The 26,306-nt window shown below is 47.9% G+C and carries 1 protein-coding gene; it reads right to left on the minus strand.

Annotated features, from left to right (window positions below; genetic code table 11):
* A complete protein-coding gene (locus tag DXX93_RS13060) occupies positions 1 to 26,121 on the minus strand; it encodes a Calx-beta domain-containing protein (RefSeq protein ID WP_181902222.1) in 26,121 nt (8,706 codons plus the stop codon).
* Positions 26,122 to 26,306 lie beyond the last annotated feature (185 nt).

The following is a 26,306-nucleotide window of genomic DNA, read 5'->3' on the forward strand; positions in this document are numbered from 1 at the left end:
CTACCTTAACCACATTTGAAAATCGTCATAACGATCAATCAATTGGTCTTCCCAAGGACTAATGTCAGCATTCGCATATTCAATCAGTTCAGCTAACTCAAGCAATGGCGATGCCTTAGCTGACGCTAGTTTGGCAACCATTTCAACATTATCAGTAGTCGTCTTGTTTTGACTCATTAATAAATTAAAATCGAATGTCACACCGAAAGTATGCTCCCCTACGATGCCATCTTTCTCGCCGTCATTAACTTGCTGTGGCGCATTGACTTCACTTTGACGAACAATTTCTCCTGCTACTAGCGAGTCGTAATCAAACTTAACATCAAAGCTATGTAGGTTTGCTGCTAACGCTTTGTCTGAGTCACCTGCTTTGTCGCGTATATTCACGTTGCTTTGGCGAACAACCGCGCCTGCTGCCAATGAATCGTAATCAAATTCAACATCAAAGCTGTGTAGGTTTGCTGCTAACGCTTTGCCTGAATCATCCACTTTGTCGCGTAAATTCACGTCACTTTGGCGAACAACGGCGCCTTCTGCCAATGAATCGTAATCAAACTTAACATCAAAGCTATGTAAGTTTGCTGAAATCAATTTCTGCGAATCATTAATGCTGTGCATGCCAACATTACTTTCCTTTATTCCACCTTTCTCTGGCTGTAGCTCATCCTTTTTGGATAAGCTAGTTAGCGTGGATTGGCTAAGCGCTATGTTGTTCGCAAGCTCGCTTCCTTGATCGGACGAAGGTCGATAACCAAACTGTAAATAGTCGATATAGAAGTCACTACCTGAATTCGGTTCGCCAGCTGTCGCAACCCCACTATCGTTCGCATAACTGCCATAGACAAAATTACTGCCATCATAAGCACCGGCATTAAAGACGACATAACTAAACGCCTGAGTTGTCGCAAAGCTGATATCAACATTACCGTCGGCCTCACCTAAAACCATCATCTCTTCAATTAAACTGCCATCGTCTGCCAACAACTGAATTCTGGCGGCTTCGTGCAAGCCTTCACCTTCGTTGGCAAATAGATTGGTGAAAGTAAGTGAGCCATTAAACGCGGCATCCGTTAGTGATACACGCAGGCCTTCAGTACCATCCAGCTCTTGGAATACCGGACTAGTCAGTGAGGTATTGCCGCTCACCCCTAAGTCGCCCAGTGCAATATCTTGACCAGATAGCTGCCACGAATCGAACCCCACAAATGATGCCGGCGTCCACGTTTCGCTTGCGTTGTCAGTTTGCGCTTTGTGCTCAATCGCCAAACCTTGCGTTGTCCAGCTGTTTTGCCAACCGAGTGGGTCAAAAAAGCTTAGGAATGTTGAAGCTTCACCAACTTTTAAGCCAACATCAATATCATCGATTACGCCAAGGTCAAAAGTACCGGAGTCTGTGACGACCTGAACACTCACACTGTAAAAGCCAAGATCACTGTACTGATGCACTAGTGCGCTGGTATCAGGGAAAGACTCAATTGGTGAGCCATCTCCCCAATTGACCAAAATTGCATTAATTGGCTCAGCACTGGTAATGGCCAAATCCAAACTGACATCTTCATTGCGCAAACTAAATTCTGGCATATCGCCATTCCCCGTTGGCGGTACAAAGGTATCTTCAACGGTTACCGCTTTAGTGGCCACATCCGTAAAGACGCCGTCTTCATCTTCAAGGCTAACACTAATGGTAAAATCACCTGCGGCTGCATAGGTATGGGTGACATCACCGACACTGGAGAAGGTGTCGATTGTGCCATCGCCCCAATCCACCGTTATACCGTTGGCAACAATTGTGTCATCACCCGGGTCGACTATTGCGCCAAGGGTTAAGGTGTAAAGTGTATTTTGGATTGTGGTATCCGCGCCTGTTGCCGTGGTATCGGGCGCAACATTATTAACGGTGACATCTAACGTACCCGCCGGGAAAGTGCCATCATCATTGATGATACTAACTGAAATGGTGTGACTTGCTGGGCCGTCAGCAAAGACATGATTCACATCGCCCAAGCTGGCGACTGATTGCACCGCAGTGCCATCCCCCCAGTCAATCAGGTATTCAGTCACTGGGTCGTCACCCGGGTCAATTAAGTTCGATAGGGTTAAGGTATATGCGCTGCCTTCATCCACCTCAGCATCACCAGCGAGGGTTAATGTGGGGGCAACATCGTTCACCGTAATGGCTAAACTTGCTGCGGTAACTGTACCGTCTTCATCAGTGACTTCCAGCGTGATAGTCGGTGTTGTCTCGCCATCAACAAAGATATGGTCATAATCCCCCGCCCCAGTATAGGCGGTGCTGCTACCATCGCCCCAGTTGATGACCGCATTAGTCACGGTATCATCACCCGGATCAACAATATCCCCTAAGGTCAAGGTATAGGTGCTACCTTCATCAACCTCAACGTCACCTGCAATGCTCGCCGTGGGTGAAATATTGGCGACATTAACCACAAAGCTCTCACTGTCACTTTCCCCGGCTTCGTCGGTAATTGTCACCGTCACATTTTGCGCAGCATCACCATCCGCAAAGGTGTTACTGATATCAAAGTCACTAGCACCTGCCGCTACCGCAAAGCTATCATCAATAACAGTGTCGCCATCCCAGTCAATATCCACTGTCCAGCCCGCGGCGCCATTGTCTTCGCCATCAGTAAAGTTAATGGTGCGGGTGAAATTATCACCTTCGTTAATATTGGCATCGGCTTGCGGTACAACATCGACAGTGGCTGCAGGTGCATTTACGGTGACCGCTTTGGTGGCAACATCGCTAAATTGCCCGTCTTCATCTTCCAGACTAATACTGATAGTAAAATCACCTGCGGCTGCATAGGTATGGGTGACATCACCGACACTGGAGAAGGTGTCGATTGTGCCATCGCCCCAATCCACCGTTATACCGTTGGCAACAATTGTGTCATCACCCGGGTCGACTATTGCGCCAAGGGTTAAGGTGTAAAGTGTATTTTGGATTGTGGTATCCGCGCCTGTTGCCGTGGTATCGGGCGCAACATTATTAACGGTGACATCTAACGTACCCGCCGGGAAAGTGCCATCATCATTGATGATACTAACTGAAATGGTGTGACTTGCTGGGCCGTCAGCAAAGACATGATTCACATCGCCCAAGCTGGCGACTGATTGCACTCCAGTGCCATCCCCCCAATCAATCAGGTATTCAGTCACAGGATCGTCGCCCGGGTCAATTAAATTCGATAGGGTTAAGGTATAAAGACTGCCCTCATCAACTTGGGTATCTCCTGAAATGTTGAGTACTGGCGCTACATCTGCAACATTGACCACAAAGCTTTCGCTATCTGTCTCACCTGCTTCGTCGGTAATTGTCACCGTCACATTTTGCGCAGCATCACCATCCGCAAAGGTGTTACTGATATCAAAGTCACTAGCACCTGCCGCTACCGCAAAGCTATCATCAATAACAGTGTCGCCATCCCAGTCAATATCCACTGTCCAGCCCGCGGCGCCATTGTCTTCGCCATCAGTAAAGCTAATGGTGCGGCTAAAGGTTTCACCTTCATTGATATTGGCATCGGCTTGCGCGACGATATCCACCGTACCTGCCGGCTCATTAACCGTTACCGCTTTAGTGGCCACATCCGTAAAGACGCCGTCTTCATCTTCAAGGCTAACACTAATGGTAAAATCACCTGCGGCTGCATAGGTATGGGTGACATCACCGACACTGGAGAAGGTGTCGATTGTGCCATCGCCCCAATCCACCGTTATACCGTTGGCAACAATTGTGTCATCACCCGGGTCGACTATTGCGCCAAGGGTTAAGGTGTAAAGTGTATTTTGGATTGTGGTATCCGCGCCTGTTGCCGTGGTATCGGGCGCAACATTATTAACGGTGACATCTAACGTACCCGCCGGGAAAGTGCCATCATCATTGATGATACTAACTGAAATGGTGTGACTTGCTGGGCCGTCAGCAAAGACATGATTCACATCGCCCAAGCTGGCGACTGATTGCACCGCAGTGCCATCCCCCCAGTCAATCAGGTATTCAGTCACTGGGTCGTCACCCGGGTCAATTAAGTTCGATAGGGTTAAGGTATATGCGCTGCCTTCATCCACCTCAGCATCACCAGCGAGGGTTAATGTGGGGGCAACATCGTTCACCGTAATGGCTAAACTTGCTGCGGTAACTGTACCGTCTTCATCAGTGACTTCCAGCGTGATAGTCGGTGTTGTCTCGCCATCAGCAAAGATATGGTCATAATCCCCCGCCCCAGTATAGGCGGTGCTGCTACCATCACCCCAGTTAATCACTGCATTGGTGACGGTATCATCGCCAGGGTCAACAATATCACCGAGTGTTAAGGTATAGGTACTACCTTCATCTACATTGGCATCACCGGAAATAGGTGCCGTTGGTGCAACATTTGCCACATTTACAGTAAAGCTCTCACTATCACTCTCACCTGCTTCGTCGGTAACGGTGACAGTCACGGTAGGCGATGCATCGCCATCAGTAAAGGTATTACTGATATCAAAATTCGTGGTCGTGGTGGCAAAACTTTGATCGGCATTGCCATCACCATCCCAATCAATATCCACTGTCCAACCCGCCGTGCCATTATCTTCACCGTCAGTAAAGTTAATGGTGCGGGTGAAATTATCACCTTCGTTAATATTGGCATCGGCTTGCGGTACAACATCGACAGTGGCTGCAGGTGCATTTACGGTGACCGCTTTGGTGGCAACATCGCTAAATTGCCCGTCTTCATCTTCCAGACTAATACTGATAGTAAAGTCACCTGCTGCGGCGTAGGTATGGGTGACATCACCAACGCTGGAGAAGGTTTCTACCGTACCATCACCCCAATCAACGGTAATTCCATCTACAACGATCGTATCATCACCCGGGTCGACTATTGCACCAAGGGTTAAGGTGTAAGGCGTACTCGCGACGACATTATCATCGCCAGTTAGTGGCAGTGTCGGTATGACATTATCAACCGTTAAGCTAAAGGTTTGAGTGGCAATTTCTTCACTGCCTGAGTCAAATAAGTTAACGGTGATATCACTGGCTTCTTGGTCATCCGCGAAGAAACGCGTTAGATTAAAGCTGGTACTGCCCGGAGCAACCTCGCCCGATTCGTCTTCAATACCGTCGTTGTCCCAATCAACCGAATAACGCCAACCATCAAAGGCGGCATCACGGCCATCAGTAAAGTCGATATCAAGGCTTAACGTATCGCCTTCGTTAATGGTTTGATCTCCCGCTGGCGACATTGCCAATGGCGCGGTAGCACCACCATCTTCCAAGATAGTGCCTATGATCGGCGTCGAACTGATATTGGCATTAACTGCATCAGATAAGACCAATGTAAAGGTCTCATCTGGTTCTAGGATGCTATCATCAACAATGGGTAAGCGAATTGTTTTGACTGTTTCACCGGGGGCAAAATTCAACGTCTCGGAATTTGGCAATAACAAGTCTGTTGAACTGTTGAAGCTTGTAGTTACCACAGCCGTCCCTGAAATCGCGTTGTAAGTAACACTTATGTTACTGTCGCTAGGTGCACTTAACTCAACGACAAATTCGATATAGCCATCACTTTCATAGGCAAACGCATCTTCTGCGGATAAGGTAGGAGTTACAGCTACAGGCTGATCGCTTTCCGCAATTGTCACTGTCGCAAACTCATCCGCCAAAATCGCACCATCGACATTCGATATCTGTAAATGGAATTGCTCTTGAGTTTCTGCCAAAGAATCATTAATTAGCGGAACTCTAATGGTTTGCACCATATCAAATGGACGCAAGCTAGCAGTACCAGAAACGGGTATAAAATCACTCGTATCAGCGCTACCGGCAACAGTCGCATAGTCGAATGTTACTGTATTTTCACTTGGACGAGATAACTCGACGGTAAAGACCACTTCATTGCTGGCTTCATCTACAATAGCGTCAGTTAGAATAATCGCCGGTAAGCCAGTCGCCCCATTGTTATCTACAATAGTGATTGTATTTTCTGTCCGCTCTAATGTGGCGTTGTTCTCATTAAACAGCTGGACAAACAGCACCTCTCTTTGCTGCTCATTCACCGCATCATTAACTATTGGTAAACGCACTGTCTTCGTCGTTTCCCCCGGTGCAAAGTTCAATATTTCCGGATTCGGCAATAACAAATCCGTTGAGCCATTAAAACTCGTGGTCGATTGCGCGATACCACTACCCGTTGCATAACTGACACTAACAGTATCCGTACTTGGCGCACTCAGCCTGACCACTAACTCCACATAGCCATTATCTTCACTAACAGTAGTATCAGCGATACTAATGACAGGTAAGGCTTGGGTTGCTTGGTCACTCTCATCAATGGTCGCTGTGCCTATAGCATCGGTAATCACTGCATTGTTGGCATTGGATAAAACGAGGTTAAAGGTTTCCAAGGTTTCTGCCAGCGAGTCATTGATCAACGGCACTCGCACATTTTGCACCATTTCAAATGGGCTAAAGCTCGCCCTACCTGATACCGCAATATAATCAAGACCACTTTCAGCACTACCATTTTGCGTGGTGTAATCAACAGTAACTGTATCTGCTGAAGCCCTGTCTAATTCTAACGAGAACACCACTTCAGCACTGCTTTCATCCACCACCATATCGGCGATTTGAATCACGGGCAGTCCGGTTAGGTTGGTTTCATTATCGATAATCGTGATGGCATTTTCTGTCCGCTCTAATGTGGCGTTGTTCTCATTAAACAGCTGGACAAACAGCACCTCTCTTTGCTGCTCATTCACCGCATCATTAACTATTGGTAAACGCACTGTCTTCGTCGTTTCCCCCGGTGCAAAGTTCAATATTTCCGGATTCGGCAATAACAAATCCGTTGAGCCATTAAAACTCGTGGTCGATTGCGCGATACCACTACCCGTTGCATAACTGACACTAACAGTATCCGTACTTGGCGCACTCAGCCTGACCACTAACTCCACATAGCCATTATCTTCACTAACAGTAGTATCAGCGACACTAATCACAGGTAAGGCTTGGGTTGCTTGGTCATTCTCATCAATGGTCGCTGTGCCCACAGCATCGGTAATCACTGCATTGTTGGCATTGGATAAGACGAGGTTAAAGGTTTCAAGCGTTTCTGCCAGCGAGTCGTTGATCAGCGGCACCCGAACATTGTGCACCATTTCAAATGGACGGAAACTGGCAGTACCGGATACCGCCACATAATCAAGACCACTTTCAGCACTACCATTTTGCGTGGTGTAATCAACAGTAACTGTATCTGCTGAAGCCCTATCCAGTTCTAAACTAAACACCACCTCGGCCGTATTTTCATCCACCACCATATCGGCAATTTGAATCACGGGCAGTCCGGTTAGGTTGGTTTCATTATCGATAATCGTGATGGCATTTTCTGTCCGCTCTAATGTGGCGTTGTTCTCATTAAACAGCTGGACAAACAGCACCTCTCTTTGCTGCTCATTCACCGCATCATTAACTATTGGTAAACGCACTGTCTTCGTCGTTTCCCCCGGTGCAAAGTTCAATATTTCCGGATTCGGCAATAACAAATCCGTTGAGCCATTAAAACTCGTGGTCGATTGCGCGATACCACTACCCGTTGCATAACTGACACTAACAGTATCCGTACTTGGCGCACTCAGCCTGACCACTAACTCCACATAGCCATTATCTTCACTAACAGTAGTATCAGCGATACTAATGACAGGTAAGGCTTGGGTTGCTTGGTCACTCTCATCAATGGTCGCTGTGCCTATAGCATCGGTAATCACTGCATTGTTGGCATTGGATAAAACGAGGTTAAAGGTTTCCAAGGTTTCTGCCAGCGAGTCATTGATCAACGGCACTCGCACATTTTGCACCATTTCAAATGGGCTAAAGCTCGCCCTACCTGATACCGCAATATAATCAAGACCACTTTCAGCACTACCATTTTGCGTGGTGTAATCAACAGTAACTGTATCTGCTGAAGCCCTGTCTAATTCTAACGAGAACACCACTTCAGCACTGCTTTCATCCACCACCATATCGGCGATTTGAATCACGGGCAGTCCGGTTAGGTTGGTTTCATTATCGATAATCGTGATGGCATTTTCTGTCCGCTCTAATGTGGCGTTGTTCTCATTAAACAGCTGGACAAACAGCACCTCTCTTTGCTGCTCATTCACCGCATCATTAACTATTGGTAAACGCACTGTCTTCGTCGTTTCCCCCGGTGCAAAGTTCAATATTTCCGGATTCGGCAATAACAAATCCGTTGAGCCATTAAAACTCGTGGTCGATTGCGCGATACCACTACCCGTTGCATAACTGACACTAACAGTATCCGTACTTGGCGCACTCAGCCTGACCACTAACTCCACATAGCCATTATCTTCACTAACAGTAGTATCAGCGACACTAATCACAGGTAAGGCTTGGGTTGCTTGGTCACTCTCATCAATGGTCGCTGTGCCCACAGCATCGGTAATCACTGCATTGTTGGCATTGGATAAGACGAGGTTAAAGGTTTCTAGGGTTTCTGCTAGCGAGTCATTAATCAGTGGCACGCGGACATTTTGCACCATCTCTCTCGGACGGAAGCTGGCGGTACCTGAGACCGCAATATAATCAAGGCCACTTTCGGCACTGCCATTTTGCGTGGTGTAATCAACAGTAACTGTATCGGATGAAGCCCTATCCAGTTCTAAACTAAACACCACCTCGGCCGTATTTTCATCCACCACCATATCGGCAATTTGAATCACTGGCAGCCCAGTCAGGTTAGTCTCATTGTCCACTATGGTAATGATATTCTCTGTCCGCTCTAACGTGGCGTTGTTCTCATTAAACAGCTGGACAAACAGTACCTCACTTTGCTGCTCATTCACCGCATCATTAACTATCGGTAAACGCACGGTCTTCGTTGTTTCGCCCGGTGCAAAGTTCAGTGTTTCTGGATTCGGCAATAACAAATCTGTCGAGCTATTAAAACTTGTGGTCGATTGCGCGATACCACTGCCCGTTGCATAACTGACACTAACAGTATCCGTGCTCGGCGCACTCAGCCTGACCACTAATTCCACATAGCCGTTATCTTCACTGACGGTAGTATCAGCGATACTAATGACAGGTAAGGCTTGGGTTGCTTGGTCACTCTCATCAATAGTGGCAGTACCAATAGCGTCGGTTATTACGCCATTACTGGCGTTGGAAAGTACTAAGTTAAAGGTTTCTAGGGTTTCTGCTAGCGAGTCATTGATCAGTGGCACCCGAACATTTTGCACCATTTCTCGAGGATCAAAGGTCGCTGTACCTGACACCGCTGTATAATCGCTACCACTTAGTGCACTGGCATTCTGCGTGGTGTAATCGACAGTGACTGTATCGGTAGTAGGACGATCAAGCTCTAATACAAAAATCGCCTCGGCACGACTTTCATCAACAACAATATCACTAATAAGAATAACAGGAGGCGTTCCCGGCACTACCTCATTGTCCACTATAGTGCCAGTAAGCTCAGAGCGACCAATGACACCATTAACAGCGTTTGACAGGTTGATAAAGAAAGACTCTCCATTCTGTTCATTTACCGTGTCATTAAACACCGGGATTTGCACTAACTGCTCAGTTTCACCGGGATTGAAGGTAACCAAAATCGTTGCACTAAAAGCTGCGTCTCGGTTCGATCCTGACGAACCAACAATCGCAATACCTGAAACAGCATCTACTTCCACCGTTACCGTTTGCGTAGTTGCTTCACTGAGTCTGACGGTAAAATCTGCTGTGCCACCATCTTCTGAAACAACAATATCGGCGACGTTAATAAAGGGCACCACTGGAGCCGTAGCCAAATTAACAGTTACATCCTTGCTGGCAACGTTAGTAAAGATGCCATCTTCATCTTGCAAATCAACCGATATGGTAAACAAGCCATCACTGGCATACGCATGAGTAACATCACCAACCGACGAGAAGGTCTCAACCGTGCCATCACCCCAGTCAACGGTAATACCATCGGCGACAATAGTGTCGTCACCGGGATCAATAATGGCGCCTAATGTTAAGGTGTAAACATCATTGACATTAACATCATCCGCACCCGTTGCTGTGGTATCTGGCGCAACGTTATCTACAATGACATCTAGCGTACCGCCAGGGAAGGTGCCGTCGTCATTAACAATACTGACCGAAATTGTGTGGTTGTCAGGGCCATCAGTAAATACATGATCGACATTGACATTGGTATCCCCCGTAATAAGCACTGCTTGCACCGGGCTACCATCACCCCAATCGATCAGATATTCAGTCACAGGATCGTCACCGGGGTCGACCAGATTTGATAGGCTTAACACATAGTTACTGCCCTCGTTTGTATTGGCAGCACCGCTGACGGTAAGCGTTGGTGGCACATCGTTAATGGTAACAAACTGATTGGCCGCGATATGGGTGCCATCTTCATCGGTGACTTCTAAACGTATATTTGGTGTGCTGTTGCTGTCGCCATCAGTGAAGGTATGGGTGTAATCGCCAGCACCTGTGTAAGGTGTTGTTGTGCCATCGCCCCAGTTGATCACTGTAGCTGTGATTGTTTCGACACCGGGATCGGTAATAGCGCCAAAGGTAAAGGTGCCCTCTTGACCTTCATCAAGCTCAGTCGGGCCAGAGATTGTTGATGTTGGTGTAACGTTCAAGACGCTAATAAAGCGACTGCCAGCATCGAGAAAAGTACCGTCATCATTGGTGACATCAACACTGATGGTATAACCAAATGGCCCATCGGCGTAGGTATGCTCAATTGACGCAAAGGTATCAGAAGTGATGGTTTCCACTGTACCATCGCCCCAGTCAATCACATACTCAGAGACGGGATCATCGCCGGGGTCAACAATAGCCCCCGTCAAGGTCAAAGGTGAACCTTCGTTAACACTTGTTGCACCAAATAACGAGACGGTTGGAATAACATCATCAACGGTGACATCGAAGGTATCTGTGCCTATCTGATTAGCCGCATCGTCGGTGACCGTTACGACGACGTTATATACGCCATCATCCGCGTATTGATGGAAAATATTAAAATCGCGGTCATTCGAGCGTAAGCCCGTTTGCACTGTGCCATCGCCCCAATCTATTTCATAATTCCAGCCTACTGGGTCTTGATCGGTTGGGTCGGTAAAACTGACGAGGCGACTAATAGAGCTGCCTTCGTTAATGGTTTCGTCTACGCCTGCATCAACGGTAATGGTTTCCGCCGGAGCACTCACATCGATGTCCTTAGTCGCGACATCCTCAAAAGTGCCATCTTCATCCACCAAATCAACACTAATGGTAAAGCTGTTAATTTCGGTGTAGGTATGGATCACGGTTTCGGGCAGTGGCGCGCTAACATTGTCAAAAATATCGACAGTGCCATCACCCCAGTCAACAGAGTACTGGGTCACTGTGTCATCGCCGGGATCAATGACCCCGCCCAGCGTCAAGCTGTAGGTAGCATTTTGCTCAACCGTATTATCGCCCGTCAGGTTAAGCGTTGGCGCAACGTTGTCGATAACAACGTTATAGCTGTCTTGCTCGACGCTGTTTGGTTGACCAGCCTGATCATCAACGGTGACAGTAACCGTGTAATTGCCATCATCTCGGTAAAAGTGCGAAGTATTGACTGTGGTATTGCCCGTTGAGATTTGCTGAATCGGCGTGCTATCACCCCAATCAATACTGATGGAGAAAGTATCGCCATCGGGATCGGCAAAGTTGATCGTATGCGTAAACAGGTTGGTGGAGATACCTTCAATCCCGGTATCATCACTACCAACGTCTAAACCCGGTGCATCGTTGATCGGCAATAAAGTAATATTCGTGGCTGCTGGGTCGGCAAAATTAACACCGTCGCTGCCCGACCAAGTGAACTGGTCAATGCCATTGAAATTGGGGTTTCCTAAGAAACTCAAAGTGCCATTTTGCAAATCAACAACATCAATAAGTTGACCCGGAGTCACTGGGCTGCCATTAAAACTTAGTACCCCATTGATGGGCGGGGTAATAATTTGCACTTGTTGTAACGGCTCACCTTCAGGATCGTCGAAGGCACTGATAAACAGTGAAGCATCAATGGTAATCACTTCATCTTCATTGCCTTGCACACCAAAATCGGTGACTTGTGGCGCCTGATTTTCAAAACGCTGTATTTGAATATCATTGCTGTTAGGGCTGTTAAAACTGCTCCAAGAAACAAGGAAACCACCATTAGGCAGTGCCGCCAGCGCTGACTGAGACTGCGTACTGGTCGTATTCTGATTAACTTGCTGTGCGCGGTCGATTAGCTGGCCATTAGTATCAAACTCTTGAATAAAAATACCATCGCCGCTGCCGTCGAATTGTGAATAGGAAACAACAAACCCTCCGGTATCTAAACCAACGATATGCGGATCAGTTTGCGCATTTGCCTGAATATCGTTCACCCGGAATTGTTGACCAACCGAAACCGGAGCGCTGCCAGAAAAGGTAAAGCGTTGTCCATATATGCCCGTGCTACCTAAATCTGCACTAGGCTCTTGCCAAACAATAACAAAGTCGCCATTAGCGAGGCCACCAACCGAGATATTGGTTTGATTGCCACTGGTGATTGAATTGACGGCCAGCTCTGGGCCAACTAAATTGCCGTTATTATCGAGCACCTGCGCAAATACACCATCACTACTGCCATCTGGGCTTTGCCAAGTGACAATATAGCCACCTTGTGGCAAGGCACCACTGGGTGATAAGGGGGCAACATCCGGTAAATCTTGGGCGCTGGTTGTCGTGGTATTAATGCGGAATTCGCCGCCTAAGGCATTGCCATCAACGTCATAGCGCTGTGCAATAATGGAGGCGCCACTGCCATCCCCTAGCGCGCCACCATTGTCTTGCCAAACAACAATAAAATTACCATTGGGCATCGCCGCCAACTGGGAATTGGTTTGCGTACTGCTGGTGGTGGTATTAACAATAAATTCATTACCGCCATGGCTCGCACCTGCATCTGTGGTGCCGTCATTATTGAAAATGCGAGCAATAATAGCGTCGCCACTGGCATCTTGCGCATCGTTACCGTCTGAGTTCCAGCTAACCACAAAGGTGCCATTGGCAAGCCCTTGCACCTGAGCGTTGTCTTGCGTATTTAGTGTGGTTTGATTGACTTGAATTTCACTGCCAATCGGGTTGTTATCCGCATCATAGATGCGCATAAACACTTCACCACTGCTTTGCCAAGTAACGACATAACCAGCGAGGTCTCCGGTAATCTCATCGAACAGCGCTGTGGCAGCAGATAACTCCTGACTCCCTGCCAGCGTGGTATTGGCGATGCGCTCAGGAACCAGTGTTGGCTCATTGCCATCAAGGTTTTGGCTAATATTGACATCTATAGAGCTAGCCAAACTGCTACCACCGTCGCCATCAGTTACGCGCACACTATAAGTGCGCGTTGGCTCCGGCGCATCTGAGATATTACGGTAATTAACCGCTTCGAGCAGTGCCTCTATTCCCTGCGCGGTAGCATTGGCATTAAAATTAACTACCAAGGGGCTATCATTAAGGCCACTGGATGCGAGCGTGCCGATCTGCACGCCGCTATAAAATACGACATTGCCAGTTAAGCCAATTTGCCCGGGATTGCTACCTTGATCGAAAATGCTCAGGTTATCTTGTGGGAAGAAAGGTTGGCGTCCTAGCTGATCCCCTTGGCCATAGGAAGAAATTCGGCTGATCACCAGCTGACCGCCATCAAAATCGGTGGAATCAATGTCAGCAACACCTGCGCCAATAATTAAGGTTTGCGGCGCAAAATTTACTTCATTTTCGGTAAAATTAATGGCACTCGCGGCCAATTGAACTTGAGGTGCCTGACTGCGCACAAATTGGCCATCACTGCCAAATAAGCGCATAAAAATACCATAGCTATTGGTATTGCTGTCTTCCAGATTAAAGCCAGACCAAGTGGTGACAAAACCGCCACCACTGAGGCCGGCAATGTTAGGCTCCCAGTCGGTACTGACATTACCTTGATTGGCGACAATCGGGCCATCAATAAGATTAGCGTCTTGATCAAATTGCTGCACCAGAATGCGGTCTGGGTTATTGGCGGTGTAGTAACTGACCGCAAAACCGCCATTAGCGGTGGCAGTCACTTCTGGCTGCGACTGGCCATTAGCTGTTGCTTCATTTACCCGGAATTCGCTACCCACTAAGTTACCGCTGTTATCCAGCAGTTGGCCGTAAACGCCATTACTGGAGCCGTCAGTGGCGTTGGTATAAATCACCACAAAGCCGCCACCATTAAGCGCGGCGATAGCAGGCTCTGATTCATTTCCCGGATTACCGGGAATACTGAAATCGCCAGCAAATGGAGTGCCATCACTATTAAACAAGCGCCCTTCAACCGCGCTACTTTCTAGCCAAACAACCGCCAGTTTGCCATCGCTGAGTTGACTGACTCTTGGCACAGTTTGCGTACCTGAGGCCACTTCATTAGCTAAGATTTCGGCAGTAGTCGGATTACCACTGGCGTCAAATAGGCGCAGGAATATACCATTCGCATCACCGGCGCCATTACCATCCCAAACTGCGGCAAAACCGCCATTGGCAAGTGCGGTCAGGTTGACCATATCTTGAGTACTAATTAACGTGTCGTTAAGGGTAAAGTCGCCACCTTGTGGCACACCATTAAGATCAAAGAGCCTTGCATGCACACCTGCGGTATCTGACTCGCCTCGCCCTTGCCAAGCGACAACAAAACCACCGTTAACAGCAGCAACACTCGGTAGATTTTGACCTTGAGGCGTGTACTCATTGACAATAAATTCATTACCTATCGGCGCGCCATTACTGTCAAAACGCTGGGCAACTATGCCTTCTTGCCAGCCGTCTTGTAAGTTCGAGCGCCATACCACGACAATGCTGCCATCACTTAATTCGGTCACCGCTGAATTTTGCTGATCATTGGCCTCGAAGGTGTTCACCTGAATATCATCGCCTTGTGGCGTTGCGCCATCAGGAATTGGGTTAACCGTTAAGTTAACCATATTGTTCAAGGTTGATGCGCCATTACCGTCGTTTACCCGCACCGAAATCGTCCGGTTATTGGCAGGACCATCAGAGCCATTGAGGTAAGTGATATTTTGAATTAGCGCGGTAAGCGCTTCTTGTGTCGCGTTGGCACCAAACTCAATCGCTAGGCGGCTGCCATTTTGACCATCATCAACTATGTTGGCAAAAGCCACGCCACCAATTGAAATGGTCGAGCCAGATACGCCAATTTGTCCTGCGCCATTTCCTTGATCGCGCACCGAGAAGTTATCTTGTTGATTTGAATCTGGGAACTGAGCTGCTTCACCGTAACCCTCAATCACGTTGATCCACAGCATACCGCCATCAAAGTTATTACCGCTGCCACCATCAAGATCAACGGAGGGGAGCAATAGTTGTGGGACATCACTTTCATCCAAGCTGATATTAGCTGGCAAGCCTGCCAAATTCAGTGAGCCAATATCTGCTGAAAATTGGCCATCACTGCCAAAGTTACGGACAAAAACGCCATAGGTGCTGTTAGTGGGATTTGTCTCTAAATTAAACCCGGACCAAGTCACTGCAAAGCCGCCGCCCGGCAAACCCGCAACATCCGGTTGTTGGTCTGTACTGACATTGCCAACATTAACTGTGGTTTGGTTATCAATGCGCTCGCCAGTTGCATCAAATTGTTGGGCAACGATACGATCTGGGCTTGCCGTGTCATAGAAAGCAACGACAAAACCGCCATTGTCGGTTGCCGCTATGCGCGCTTGGTACTGAAGGCCGCTGACATTATCATTCACCCTGAATTCATCGCCGACCGTATTGGCGCTGTTATCATAGATTTGCGCGTAGGTGCCCCAGCTATTGCCATCAGAGTCATTGGTATATACAACAACAAAGCCACCACCGCTCAGTGCCACGATATCTGGATCAAATTCAGTGCCCGGATTGCCCGGCACAGTAAATTCACTCCCCGCTGGCGAACCATCAAGGTTGTATAAACGACCATTGATGGTGCCGCTGCTATCTTGCCATGTCACTGCTAAGGTATTATTGGCAAGCTGTGTCACTTCCACTTGCGACTGGGTGCCAGTTGCTAATTCATTAACCAAGATTTCGCCTGTGGTTGGCAGCATATTGCTATCAAATAGGCGCAGGAAGGCACCACTGTTATCAATATTACCGGTTTGATCGCCATTGCCTTGCCAGGTGGCGGCAAAGCCGCCGTTATTCAGTGCGACGAGTCCGGGAGCCGCTTGTGTACTGACCGTCGTTTCGTTAACAATAAACTCATCACCGATGGGGTTACCGCTAAAGTCAAATTGACGGGCAATAATGCCGAAACCACTAGCATCAACGCCATTATTATCTTGCCACGCGATGACAAAACCATTAGCGGTTTCAACCACGATTGGCAATGTTTGCTCACCAAACGTTGACGTATTAACGACGACTTCATTGCCGTAATGGGTACCGTCTGGCGAAAAAATTTGCGCAAAGATGCCGTTGCCACTGCCGTCTTGTGCACCATCCGATTGCCAAGTGACCACATAGTAACCATTAAAATCGCCTGTGGTTTGGCTAAAAGCGGTAATATTAGGTAGTGTCTGATTACCCGGTAAATAACTGTTAACCAGCACATCGCCGCCTTGCGCGGTGCTGCCATCAGCAACCGGAGTAACTTCCAGTGTAAAGGTTTGATTGCTATTCGAGCCGCCATCCCCATCGCTAACGCGAATCGCAACTTCGCGATTTAACACAGGCCCTGCAGAGTTATTGGCATAGGTGATATTTTGTAGCAATGCCGTGACCGCATCAGGAGTAGCATTAGCATTAAAGTCGATTTGCAGCGGGTTGCCCGCCTGCCCGTCACTGACAAGGGTACCGATATTAGTGCCTTGATAGCTGATCGCCGAGCCACTTACCCCAATTTCTCCGGTACCTGTGCCTTGATTGCGCACTGACCAGTTGTCTTGATTCGCCGCATCTTGCACTTCATCTAAACTGCCATAGCCACTGATCACGCTTAGCCATAACGAGCCACCGTCTAAATCTGCCGAATCAAAATCCAATAAATCAACGCCAGCTAAGAAGGTTTGTGGGCCGCTATCTTCGGCCAGTGAAACCGTGTCAGGTAAGTTACTAATATCCGGATTTAGCTGACGAACTATATCGCCCGCAGGGCCAACTAACTGCTGGCCAATTTCATAAGTACTGTTGGTCGGTGTGGTTAAGTTAAAGCCAGACCAAATCACTGCCGCGCTATTAGCACCAACCGCCACTACGGTATTTTGATGATCTGTGCTTGGCCCATTACCAACAAATAGTGGGCCATCAATTTTCGTTGGTGTGGTGCCAGAAACATCAAATTCCTGCGCATAAATATTTTCACCACCGCCGCCAACACTGCTGCCCCATACCACCATGACATTGCCATTGGCCAAGGTGGTCACTTCAGCGGCATCTTGGCTCGTCCAAACGGTTTGGGCGGTATTAACAATAAATTCGTCACCAATAAAGCTGCCATCCGCGCCGATACGTTGCCCTCTAAAGCCCCAGAAGTTAGTGTCAAATTCATCGATAAAATGACCCCAAATCACTAAGAAGGAGCCATCGTTTAGCGCCGTAACGCTAGGTTCAATCCAAATATCACCGGATTCAGTGCTATTAACCTGAAACTCTGCCACTAGCTCGTTACCGTTGGCAGGGTTAAAAATGCGGGCATCAATATCATCACCCGTCGACGTATTCCACGCCACCAACAACGCACTGTTAGTGGCTGCCATGGCTGCATAACTCTGATTGCCAGCAAATGAGGTATTAGCCAAGGTTTCAGGGCCTGTTGGCACCCCTGCGTTATCAAAATAACGCAGCGCAACAGCATCACCGCTAATATCGGCTAGCGAGCCATCACTGCTGGTAAATGAAACGACAAAACCGCCACTGGGAATGGCAGTAACAAAGGGATCATTTTGGGTATTGGCCGCTAAGGTATTCACTTGAATTTCACTGCCTAGCAAACTACCGTCAGCAGCGACACGCTGAGCAAAAACATTAGTATTGCTGCTTTCGTCGCTCAATGGTCCTGACCAGACGACGACAAAACTGCCGTCGCTTAAACCTGCGACTCGTGGCTGCTGCTGATCGCCAAAGGTGCGCTCATTGATTTGAATTTCATTGCCTAAGGCCTCACCAACATCATTAAAACGTTGCGCGAAAATGCCACCGCTATTGCCATCTTGTGCGTCTTGCGACTCCCAAACCACCACATAGCCACCGCCGACCAAAATCGCCGCTGCAGGTGTGACTTGATTGCCGGTTTGGAATTGATTGATGATGTCGCGATCAAACAGCAGCTCGCTACCGGTATCGTCTTGATTAAAGGCAAGTGCAATGCTGGATAAATTAGAGATTTGATTGCCACTGTCGGCGACAAATACACTCAAAGTGCGGCTTGGCGGTGCGTCACTGGTGGTGCCATACCCTAACGCTTCCAGTAAGGCTTCAACTGATTGCTCTGTGGTGTTAGCGCCAAGGTTAATGGTTAAGTCTTGGCCATTTTGACCATTTAGCACACCGTCAATCGTGGCAAAATTAGTACCTTCAAAAGTGATATCTGTGCCAGATACGCCAATTTGCCCAGTCCCTGTGCCTTGATTAACCACGCCTAAGGTATCTTCAAAGCTAGATACAGAAGTAAATGACAGCTCTACCCGGCCATTCACTAAGCTATTACTGCCGTTATATTCGAAGTTAATCGCTGGGTCGATAGTCGCTAATTGGTTTTGCACATCAGCTTCATCAAAGGTCGCGCTCGGTTCAACATCTTCAACCAGTAAGTTTGGCGGGTTAATGGCGGTGGTATGGTCAATAAAGATCTGCATCGGTCCATTAACACCGCCGTCACCGTCACTAATACGCAGGCCAAGGTATTGATCGCCAACCACATTATTTTGTGAGGCATAAGTCAGGCTCTCAACTAACGTTTGCACCGCCATCGCCGTTGCGTTGCTATTAAAGTCAACCCGTAAACCAGCCCCGCCGGAGCCATTTTCGGTGCTATCTAAGGTACCTATGCTAGTACCTTGATATTGCACATCGTTGCCAGTCAGTTGAATTTGGCCAGTGCCTGTACCTGTTGAGGCAATTGCCAGTAAATCGTCGGCATCACTTGCAGTTAAATGGAATAAATCTAAATAACCGCCATCAAAATTGGCCGAGTCGCTATCGGTCAGTAACACATCCGCGTCAATATGCACAGGCACGGCAGAGTTGGACTGCACAATTTGGCGAACGCCAGTTAAATCATCCAGTACTGGATTTGCTTGGCGGTTAAAGTCAGCGGAATTACCAAAGATATTTTGGTAAATATCCCAACTGCTGCCACCTGCACTGGTAATATTAAAATCCGCCCAAACCCCCAGATAATTACTGGTATTGCCAAGCGCTACCAGATTTAGTGTGTCGGCTGAGGATACCGAGGTACTGCTGACTAATACTTCGCCATTGATGGGATTGCCATTAGTGTCAAATTCTCTGACAAAGGCACCATCACTATCACCAGCACCATTACCGTCCCAGCCAACCACAAAGTTACCATTAGCCAGTGCAATCACACTTGGATTAGCTTGCGAATTAACTGTTGTTTGATTCGCCTGGATAGCACTGCCATTGGTGGTGCCGTCCGAGTTAAAGCGCTGAACAAAGACGCCATTACTGCTGCCATCACTATCCGATTGAAAGGCAACGACAAAGCTGCCGTCAGTAAATGCTGCTACTTGCGCAACCGATTGATTACCACTGCCTAAGAAAACGTCAATTTCAGCGCCAACAGGATTACCATTGTTATCAAAGCGCTGCGCGACAACGTCATTGCTACTGCCACCGGTTTGGCCGTTAGAAATCCAAGTAGCAATAAAACCGCCATTAAAGCTGGCAATGTGTGAAGAAAATTGGCTGCTAGTGGTGGTCGTATTGGCAATAAATTCATCCGCCACTGGACTGCCATCTGCATTAAATAAACGAATGGCAATATCACTGCTGTCTGTCCATGAGGCAGCAAATTTACCGTCACTTAATGCAGTTAAGGCAACACTGAACTCAGAGGTATCGGTTAATGCGCGCAGGTTAAATTCAGCCCCTAACGGCGTACCATCGGCGGCAAAACGCTGAGCATGAACCCCTTGGCCCGGATCGTTAATGCCCGCACCATCCCAAGCAATCACAAAAGTGCCATCAGTGAGCACGGCAACGTCTGGATTGGTTTGGTTGCCTGTGGTACTGGTATTGACCTGAAATTCACGACCTAGCGCAATACCATTAGCATCAAAACGCTGGGCATAAATTCCCTGCCCATTGCCATCTTGGTTTTGTGAATACCAAGTGACGACATAGCTGCCATCGGCACCACTGTCGGCACGCGGATCGTATTGAGTACCGCTGATATAACTATTGATGCGCTCTACCCCAAACACAGACTCACTGCTTTCTGATGACGGTGTAATAGCTATGGTAAAGGGAACATGCCCTGTGCTACCGCCATCGCCGTCTTCGAGATTCAACGAAAGGCTGCGACTGGTCAGCGGGGATTGCGAGGTATTGGCATAAGTGAGGTTCTCTAACAGTGCTTCCACTGCAGCAAGGCTCGCATTGGCCGTTAAATCAATCACTAACCGGCCACCATTACTACCGTCATTACTGGCTTGAATAGTGCCGATTTGTGTTCCTGAATATGAAATGTTATTGCCGGACACACCAATTTGACCTAGGCCATTACCTTCATTGAAAACGCCAAGTTGATCATCGGTTCGAGCATTTTGCAAATAGCCTAGGGTTAGCTGGCCACCGTCAAAGTTGGCCGAGTCAATATCAACAAGCGAAACACCGGGGTCGATAATTTGCGGTGCGGTGTTGACATCATTTTCGGCAAACGTTGTTCCAGAAAAGCCGGAGATTTCAGGGTTAGATTGCAAGCCACTCGGGCCAAATAAATTTTGAAATACACCTGTGCCATTGCCATCTTCGCCGCCATTGGAATCAAACGCGATAACATAGTTACTATTGCCTAAATGGCTGATCGCCGGATTGTTTTGCGTTGATGAAAAGCCCGGTATATTGACGGTCTGCTGGCCGTCAATAGCATTGCCATTGCTATCGAATTCACGGCGTTGGACATCTGAGCTCGCCGGGTCATACCAAGTGACGACAAAGTTACCGTTGGCAAGATAGCTCACCTCTGGCACCTGTTGATTGCCAGAGAAGGTTTGATTAACTAAAAACTGACTGCCGACTGGGCTACCGGCACTGTCAAAGCGTTGCCCGACTATCGCATAGCCATTACCATCAGAAGCCCCTGATCTATCTTCCCACACCATGACAAAGCTGCCATCACTTTGGGCGCTGACATGAGCATTGCGCTGATCGCCTGACTGCCCGAGCGAGACATCAATATCACCGCTGGCAAAACTGCCGTCGTTATTGATTTGGCGCGCAATAATGTCGTAATCACTGCCGCCCGTTTGACCGAACGACTCCCAACCGACGACAAAACCGCCATTATAAGCACTCACAGTGGGGAAGAATTGACTAGAAGCCGTGAAATTATTAACCACAAACTCATTGGTGACTGGCGTACCATCTGGCTGATAAATGCGAGCACTTATGCCCCAACTGCTGCCATCACCACCATTTGAGTGCCATACGGCGGCAAAGTTGCCATCACTCAAGCGCGTTAGTTGGATCGCTTCTTGCGTACTACTGGTAAATTGGTTGATTAAGAAGGTATCACCAACGGGCACACTATTGGCATCAAAGCGTTGTGCAAAAATACCAACACTATCGCCATTGCCAGCACCACGCCAAGCGACGACAAAACTGCCATCAGCAAAGGTCACCACATCTGGAGTGATCTCCGAAGTGTTAATAAAAGGAATTTCATTTTGATTAATCAGTAGCTCGACGCCAATTGGGTTACCTTCGGCGTTATAGCGCTGACCGTGAATGCTAGCAAAGCCAGTGCTGACATCAGCTTGACCATAGCTTTCCCAAACAATGATATAACTGCCGTCGTCAAAACCATCAACACCGGGGCGCTGCTGGGTGCTGTTAAAGTAACTATTAACCACCGATGGCCCACTGGTACTTGGCGTTGAGTCAGGGTCGGCATTAACATTAATGATGGAAAATTGATTTGCTGATGCACCGCCGTCACCGTCGGTTAAACGCACCGACACACCACGGCTTTCTGTTGGGCTTTGTGAGGTGTTTTGATAAGTGAGGTTTTCCAGTAGCGCCTCAACCGCTGCCGGCGTTGCATTAGCATTAAGGTTGATACTGAGCGGCGTACCATTACTGCCATCAAGCACTATAGTACCAATTGCTGTGCCGCCAAAGCTGACAGTGGTACCGCTCACTCCAATTTGCGCGGGGTTATTACCTTCGTTGCGAACACCTAACTGATCCTCGCTGCCGCCACCTATGTTATAGCCAGCGGTAAGGTTACCGCCATCAAAATTGGCGGAATCAATATCGGTCACTGAAATGCCAGTTTCGAGAATAACAGGCGCCGCATTGACGCCACTTTCAGAAAAGGTGTACTCCGTCTCAAAGCCAACCACTAAAGGGTTGCTTTGCTGATTAAAGCTGCCAAATAGGTCGAGTAAAATGGTAGAGCTGTTGCCGTCTTCACCGCCATTAGATTGATAGGCGATGGCATAATTATTACCTCCGGTATGAGCTATGACTGGCAATTGCTGGGTATTACTAGTAAAGGTATTGTTGACTCGGACTTCACTATCTATCGGCGTACCATCTGCGGCAAATTCGCGGCGAAAGACATCACCGGTATTTGAGCTATACCAAGTCACGACAAAATTACCATTGTCTAGAATAGCAATCTCCGGCCGGTTCTGTGTATTGGCCGTAGTTTCGTTGACCCTAAAGATACTGCCCAACGGGTTGTTACTGGCATCAAAACGTTGACCAAAAACGCCATTGCTGTCGTCGGTGCCAACACCACTCCAGACCACAATAAAGCTACCATCCGAATAGGCCGCCACGGTGGCTTGTATTTGAGCGCCTGCCTCTCCTAAATTAGCAACAATTTCAGTGCCATCTAAGGTACCGTCGTTATTGATGCGCTGACTAACAATATCATTGCTATTACCTCCCGTTAAGCCTTCTGCATGCCAGCTGACCAAATAACCACCATTGTACGCATCAATAGATGGGTCTCGCTGATTACTAGTCGTAGTGGTATTGATCACAAACTCACTGGTGACTGGTGTACCTGCTGGCGTATATATGCGCCCGACAATCGCGTAACTGCTCCCATCTGCGCCGAAAGACTCCCATACCGCAGCGACATTGCCATCTGATAAACGTTGCAACTCGACAAACTGCTGGGTGCTGGAGGTAAATTCATTTAACTGAAAATCATCTGTCGCGGGGGTGCCGTCGGCATTAAAAATTCGCCCATATGCCCCTTGGCTATCTTCACCAGAGCCGCCAGCACCAGTCCAAGCTAGCATAAAACTGCCGTCAGCAAAGGTTGCTACCGCCGGATAGCGCTGTGAAGTATCGGTAAAGCCATGGTCGCTTTGGTTAATTTGCAGCTCAATACCTATCGGCGTGCCATCAGCGCTATAACGCTGCGCATGAATACCATAATTGCTGGCATCGTTTTGTGAAAAACTATCCCAAGTAATGATAAAGCTACCATCATCAAAAGCGGCAATATCGGCATTTTCTTGTGTCGAATTAAAGTAGGTATTGACGATACTGGTTGGCCCCGCAGATACCGTGGAATCATTTACTTGGGTGACATTGATCACCGTACTTACATTTTCACTACCACCGCCGTCACCATCCGTTAAACGTAAAGATAAGGTCCGTTGTGACTGTGGTGATTGGGACGTATTCTGGTACTGGATATTTTCCAGCAAAGCTTCTACCGAAGTGGGATTAGCGTTAGCATTTAAATCAATCACTAAGCTATTACCCGTTAAGCCATCTGCGGCAATGGTGCCGATCGCCGTACCTTCATAGCTAACAGTATTGCCACTGACGCTGATTTGGTTGGCGCCATTACCTTGGTTGCGAATGGTCAGGTTATCTTCACTACTACCGCCAACTATATATTCAAATGACAAGCTACCACCATCAAAGTCACTGGAGTCGCTATCGACCACAGCAACCGCAATATCGAGTATTTGCGGCGCGGCATTAACGGTGTTTTCGTCAAACGTAATATTGGAGACAAAATCCAGCACTTGTGGGTTTGCTTGGCCAGTAAAGCTGGCCAAATCGCCAAATAGTCGTTGAACCACCGCATTACTACTGCCATCCAAAGCACTGTCAGTCCAATCAATTAAAAAATTATTACCTGATAGCGCTGTAACCGATGGCAGCGATTGTGTGCCTGCTGTGGTGCTATTGGCGAGCTGCTCAGTACCGACAGGCGTACCATCTTGTTGGTATTCGCGATAGAACACGCCATTGCTATCGCCCGTGCCATTGCCATCCCAAGCAATCACAAAGTTATCATTACCCAGCACTGCAATACTGGGCAGATCTTGGTTAGACGAGGTGGTGTTATTAACTAAAAACAGCCCTGTCGTTGGCGTACCAGTATTATCAAAGACCTGCGCATAAACGCCATGAGCACTACCATCAAGTCCGCCAGTATCGTCCCACCAGGTGACGACAAAGCCACCATCGCTAAAATAGGCAATATCTGGGCGACGTTGGCTACCCGTTTGTAAACTGACGGATATTTCACTGCCAACCAGCGCCGCATTATTATCAAAACGCTGAGCGGCAATATCATTACTGTTACCGCCGGTTAAGCCGGGCGATACCCAAGTTACGGCAAAGCCACCAGCAGTCGCATCTACGCGCGCTTCAAATTGGGCACCAGCAGTTGTACTATTAATTAAAAATTCACTACTGGCGGCACTCATATCCGCATTAAATAATCGGCCGATAATACCAGCACCACTACCATCCAGACTTGACGAACCATCATTCCAAACTACTACAAACTTTCCGTCAGAGAGTAATGCTATGTCAGGAGTATCCTGCGTTCCACTGAGCTGTTGATTCACGATAATATCATCAGAAAGTGGGTTTCCGGCAGCATCAATACGCCTCATGTAAATACCATTTCCGCTTGTATCTATACCGCCTGTTCCATACCAAACTACAACGAAACTACCGTCATCTAAACCCGTAATACGCGGACCTAACTGATTACCTGGTACCACCTGATTAACTGCGAATTCATGACCTATTGGCCCGCCATCGGCACTAAAGCGCTGCCCATAAATTCCCCAAGTGCCACTCTCTCTAATAGACTGCCAGACCGTGACATAGCTACCATCTGCTAACACGCTAGTATGGGCATTTTGTTGGGTACTTTCGGTGACGGTATTAACCACTCGCTCATCCGTTAATGGATCTAGCAAGCCGGGATAATGCGCCATGGTACTGGCTGGCAATATCGGCGTACTTAATTGCAGTTCCAGTGCGCTATCAAAGTAATCGTCAACTTGCTCATTAAGGTGCGCATTTAGCCGCACATTCAACCAATCAGAAAACGAGGTGAACTGCCACTGGCCGCCTAACGCCGCATTACCCAATTTGTCAGACGAGGCGTAGACAGGGCACTGGCAGATCGCTTGCCATTGGCGAATAAAGGCTTGCCCTAGCTCCCCCTTGGCAAGCTGACAGGCATAAAAATGCAAGGCAGTAACGTTAAAAATTGGCGTCGGTAGTATCACTTCCGCATAGTCAGCAAGCGCTTGCCCATCCAACTTGTTATCACCCAGCTGCAAGTGTCCAGACTGACCATGACAGAATATATGTAAATGCACTGAGGATTGGGTCGAGATAACTTGCTCAAGCTGACTAAACAGCTCAACAAAGTGATTGAAAAAATGGATCTGGTTAGTGGCTGCCAGTTCGCCCAATAAGTAATCGGCATGAGCGAGATCACCAGCGATAAAAACGACGTTAGTCGCGGTTGATGCTTGATTAGTTGATAAAGGGGTTTGAGGGTAAAGTGCAGAGTAAGAATTAAAGGCCGACACGACTATCTCCATTGTAGTTGTCAACCATCAGACTGTCAGCCGATCACAACACTCTCCTCTTGGTTACTACTAACTACAACACTGAAATAAATGCTGTGTTCATTCACCTACCGCTTACCCCTACCCCTGGTGATAATCCGGATACACTACCTACTATTTAACTTACCCGAGCTTTTAGCCTTAAT

The organism is Thalassotalea euphylliae, assembly GCF_003390335.1.
GTDB lineage: Bacteria > Pseudomonadota > Gammaproteobacteria > Enterobacterales > Alteromonadaceae > Thalassotalea_F > Thalassotalea_F euphylliae_B.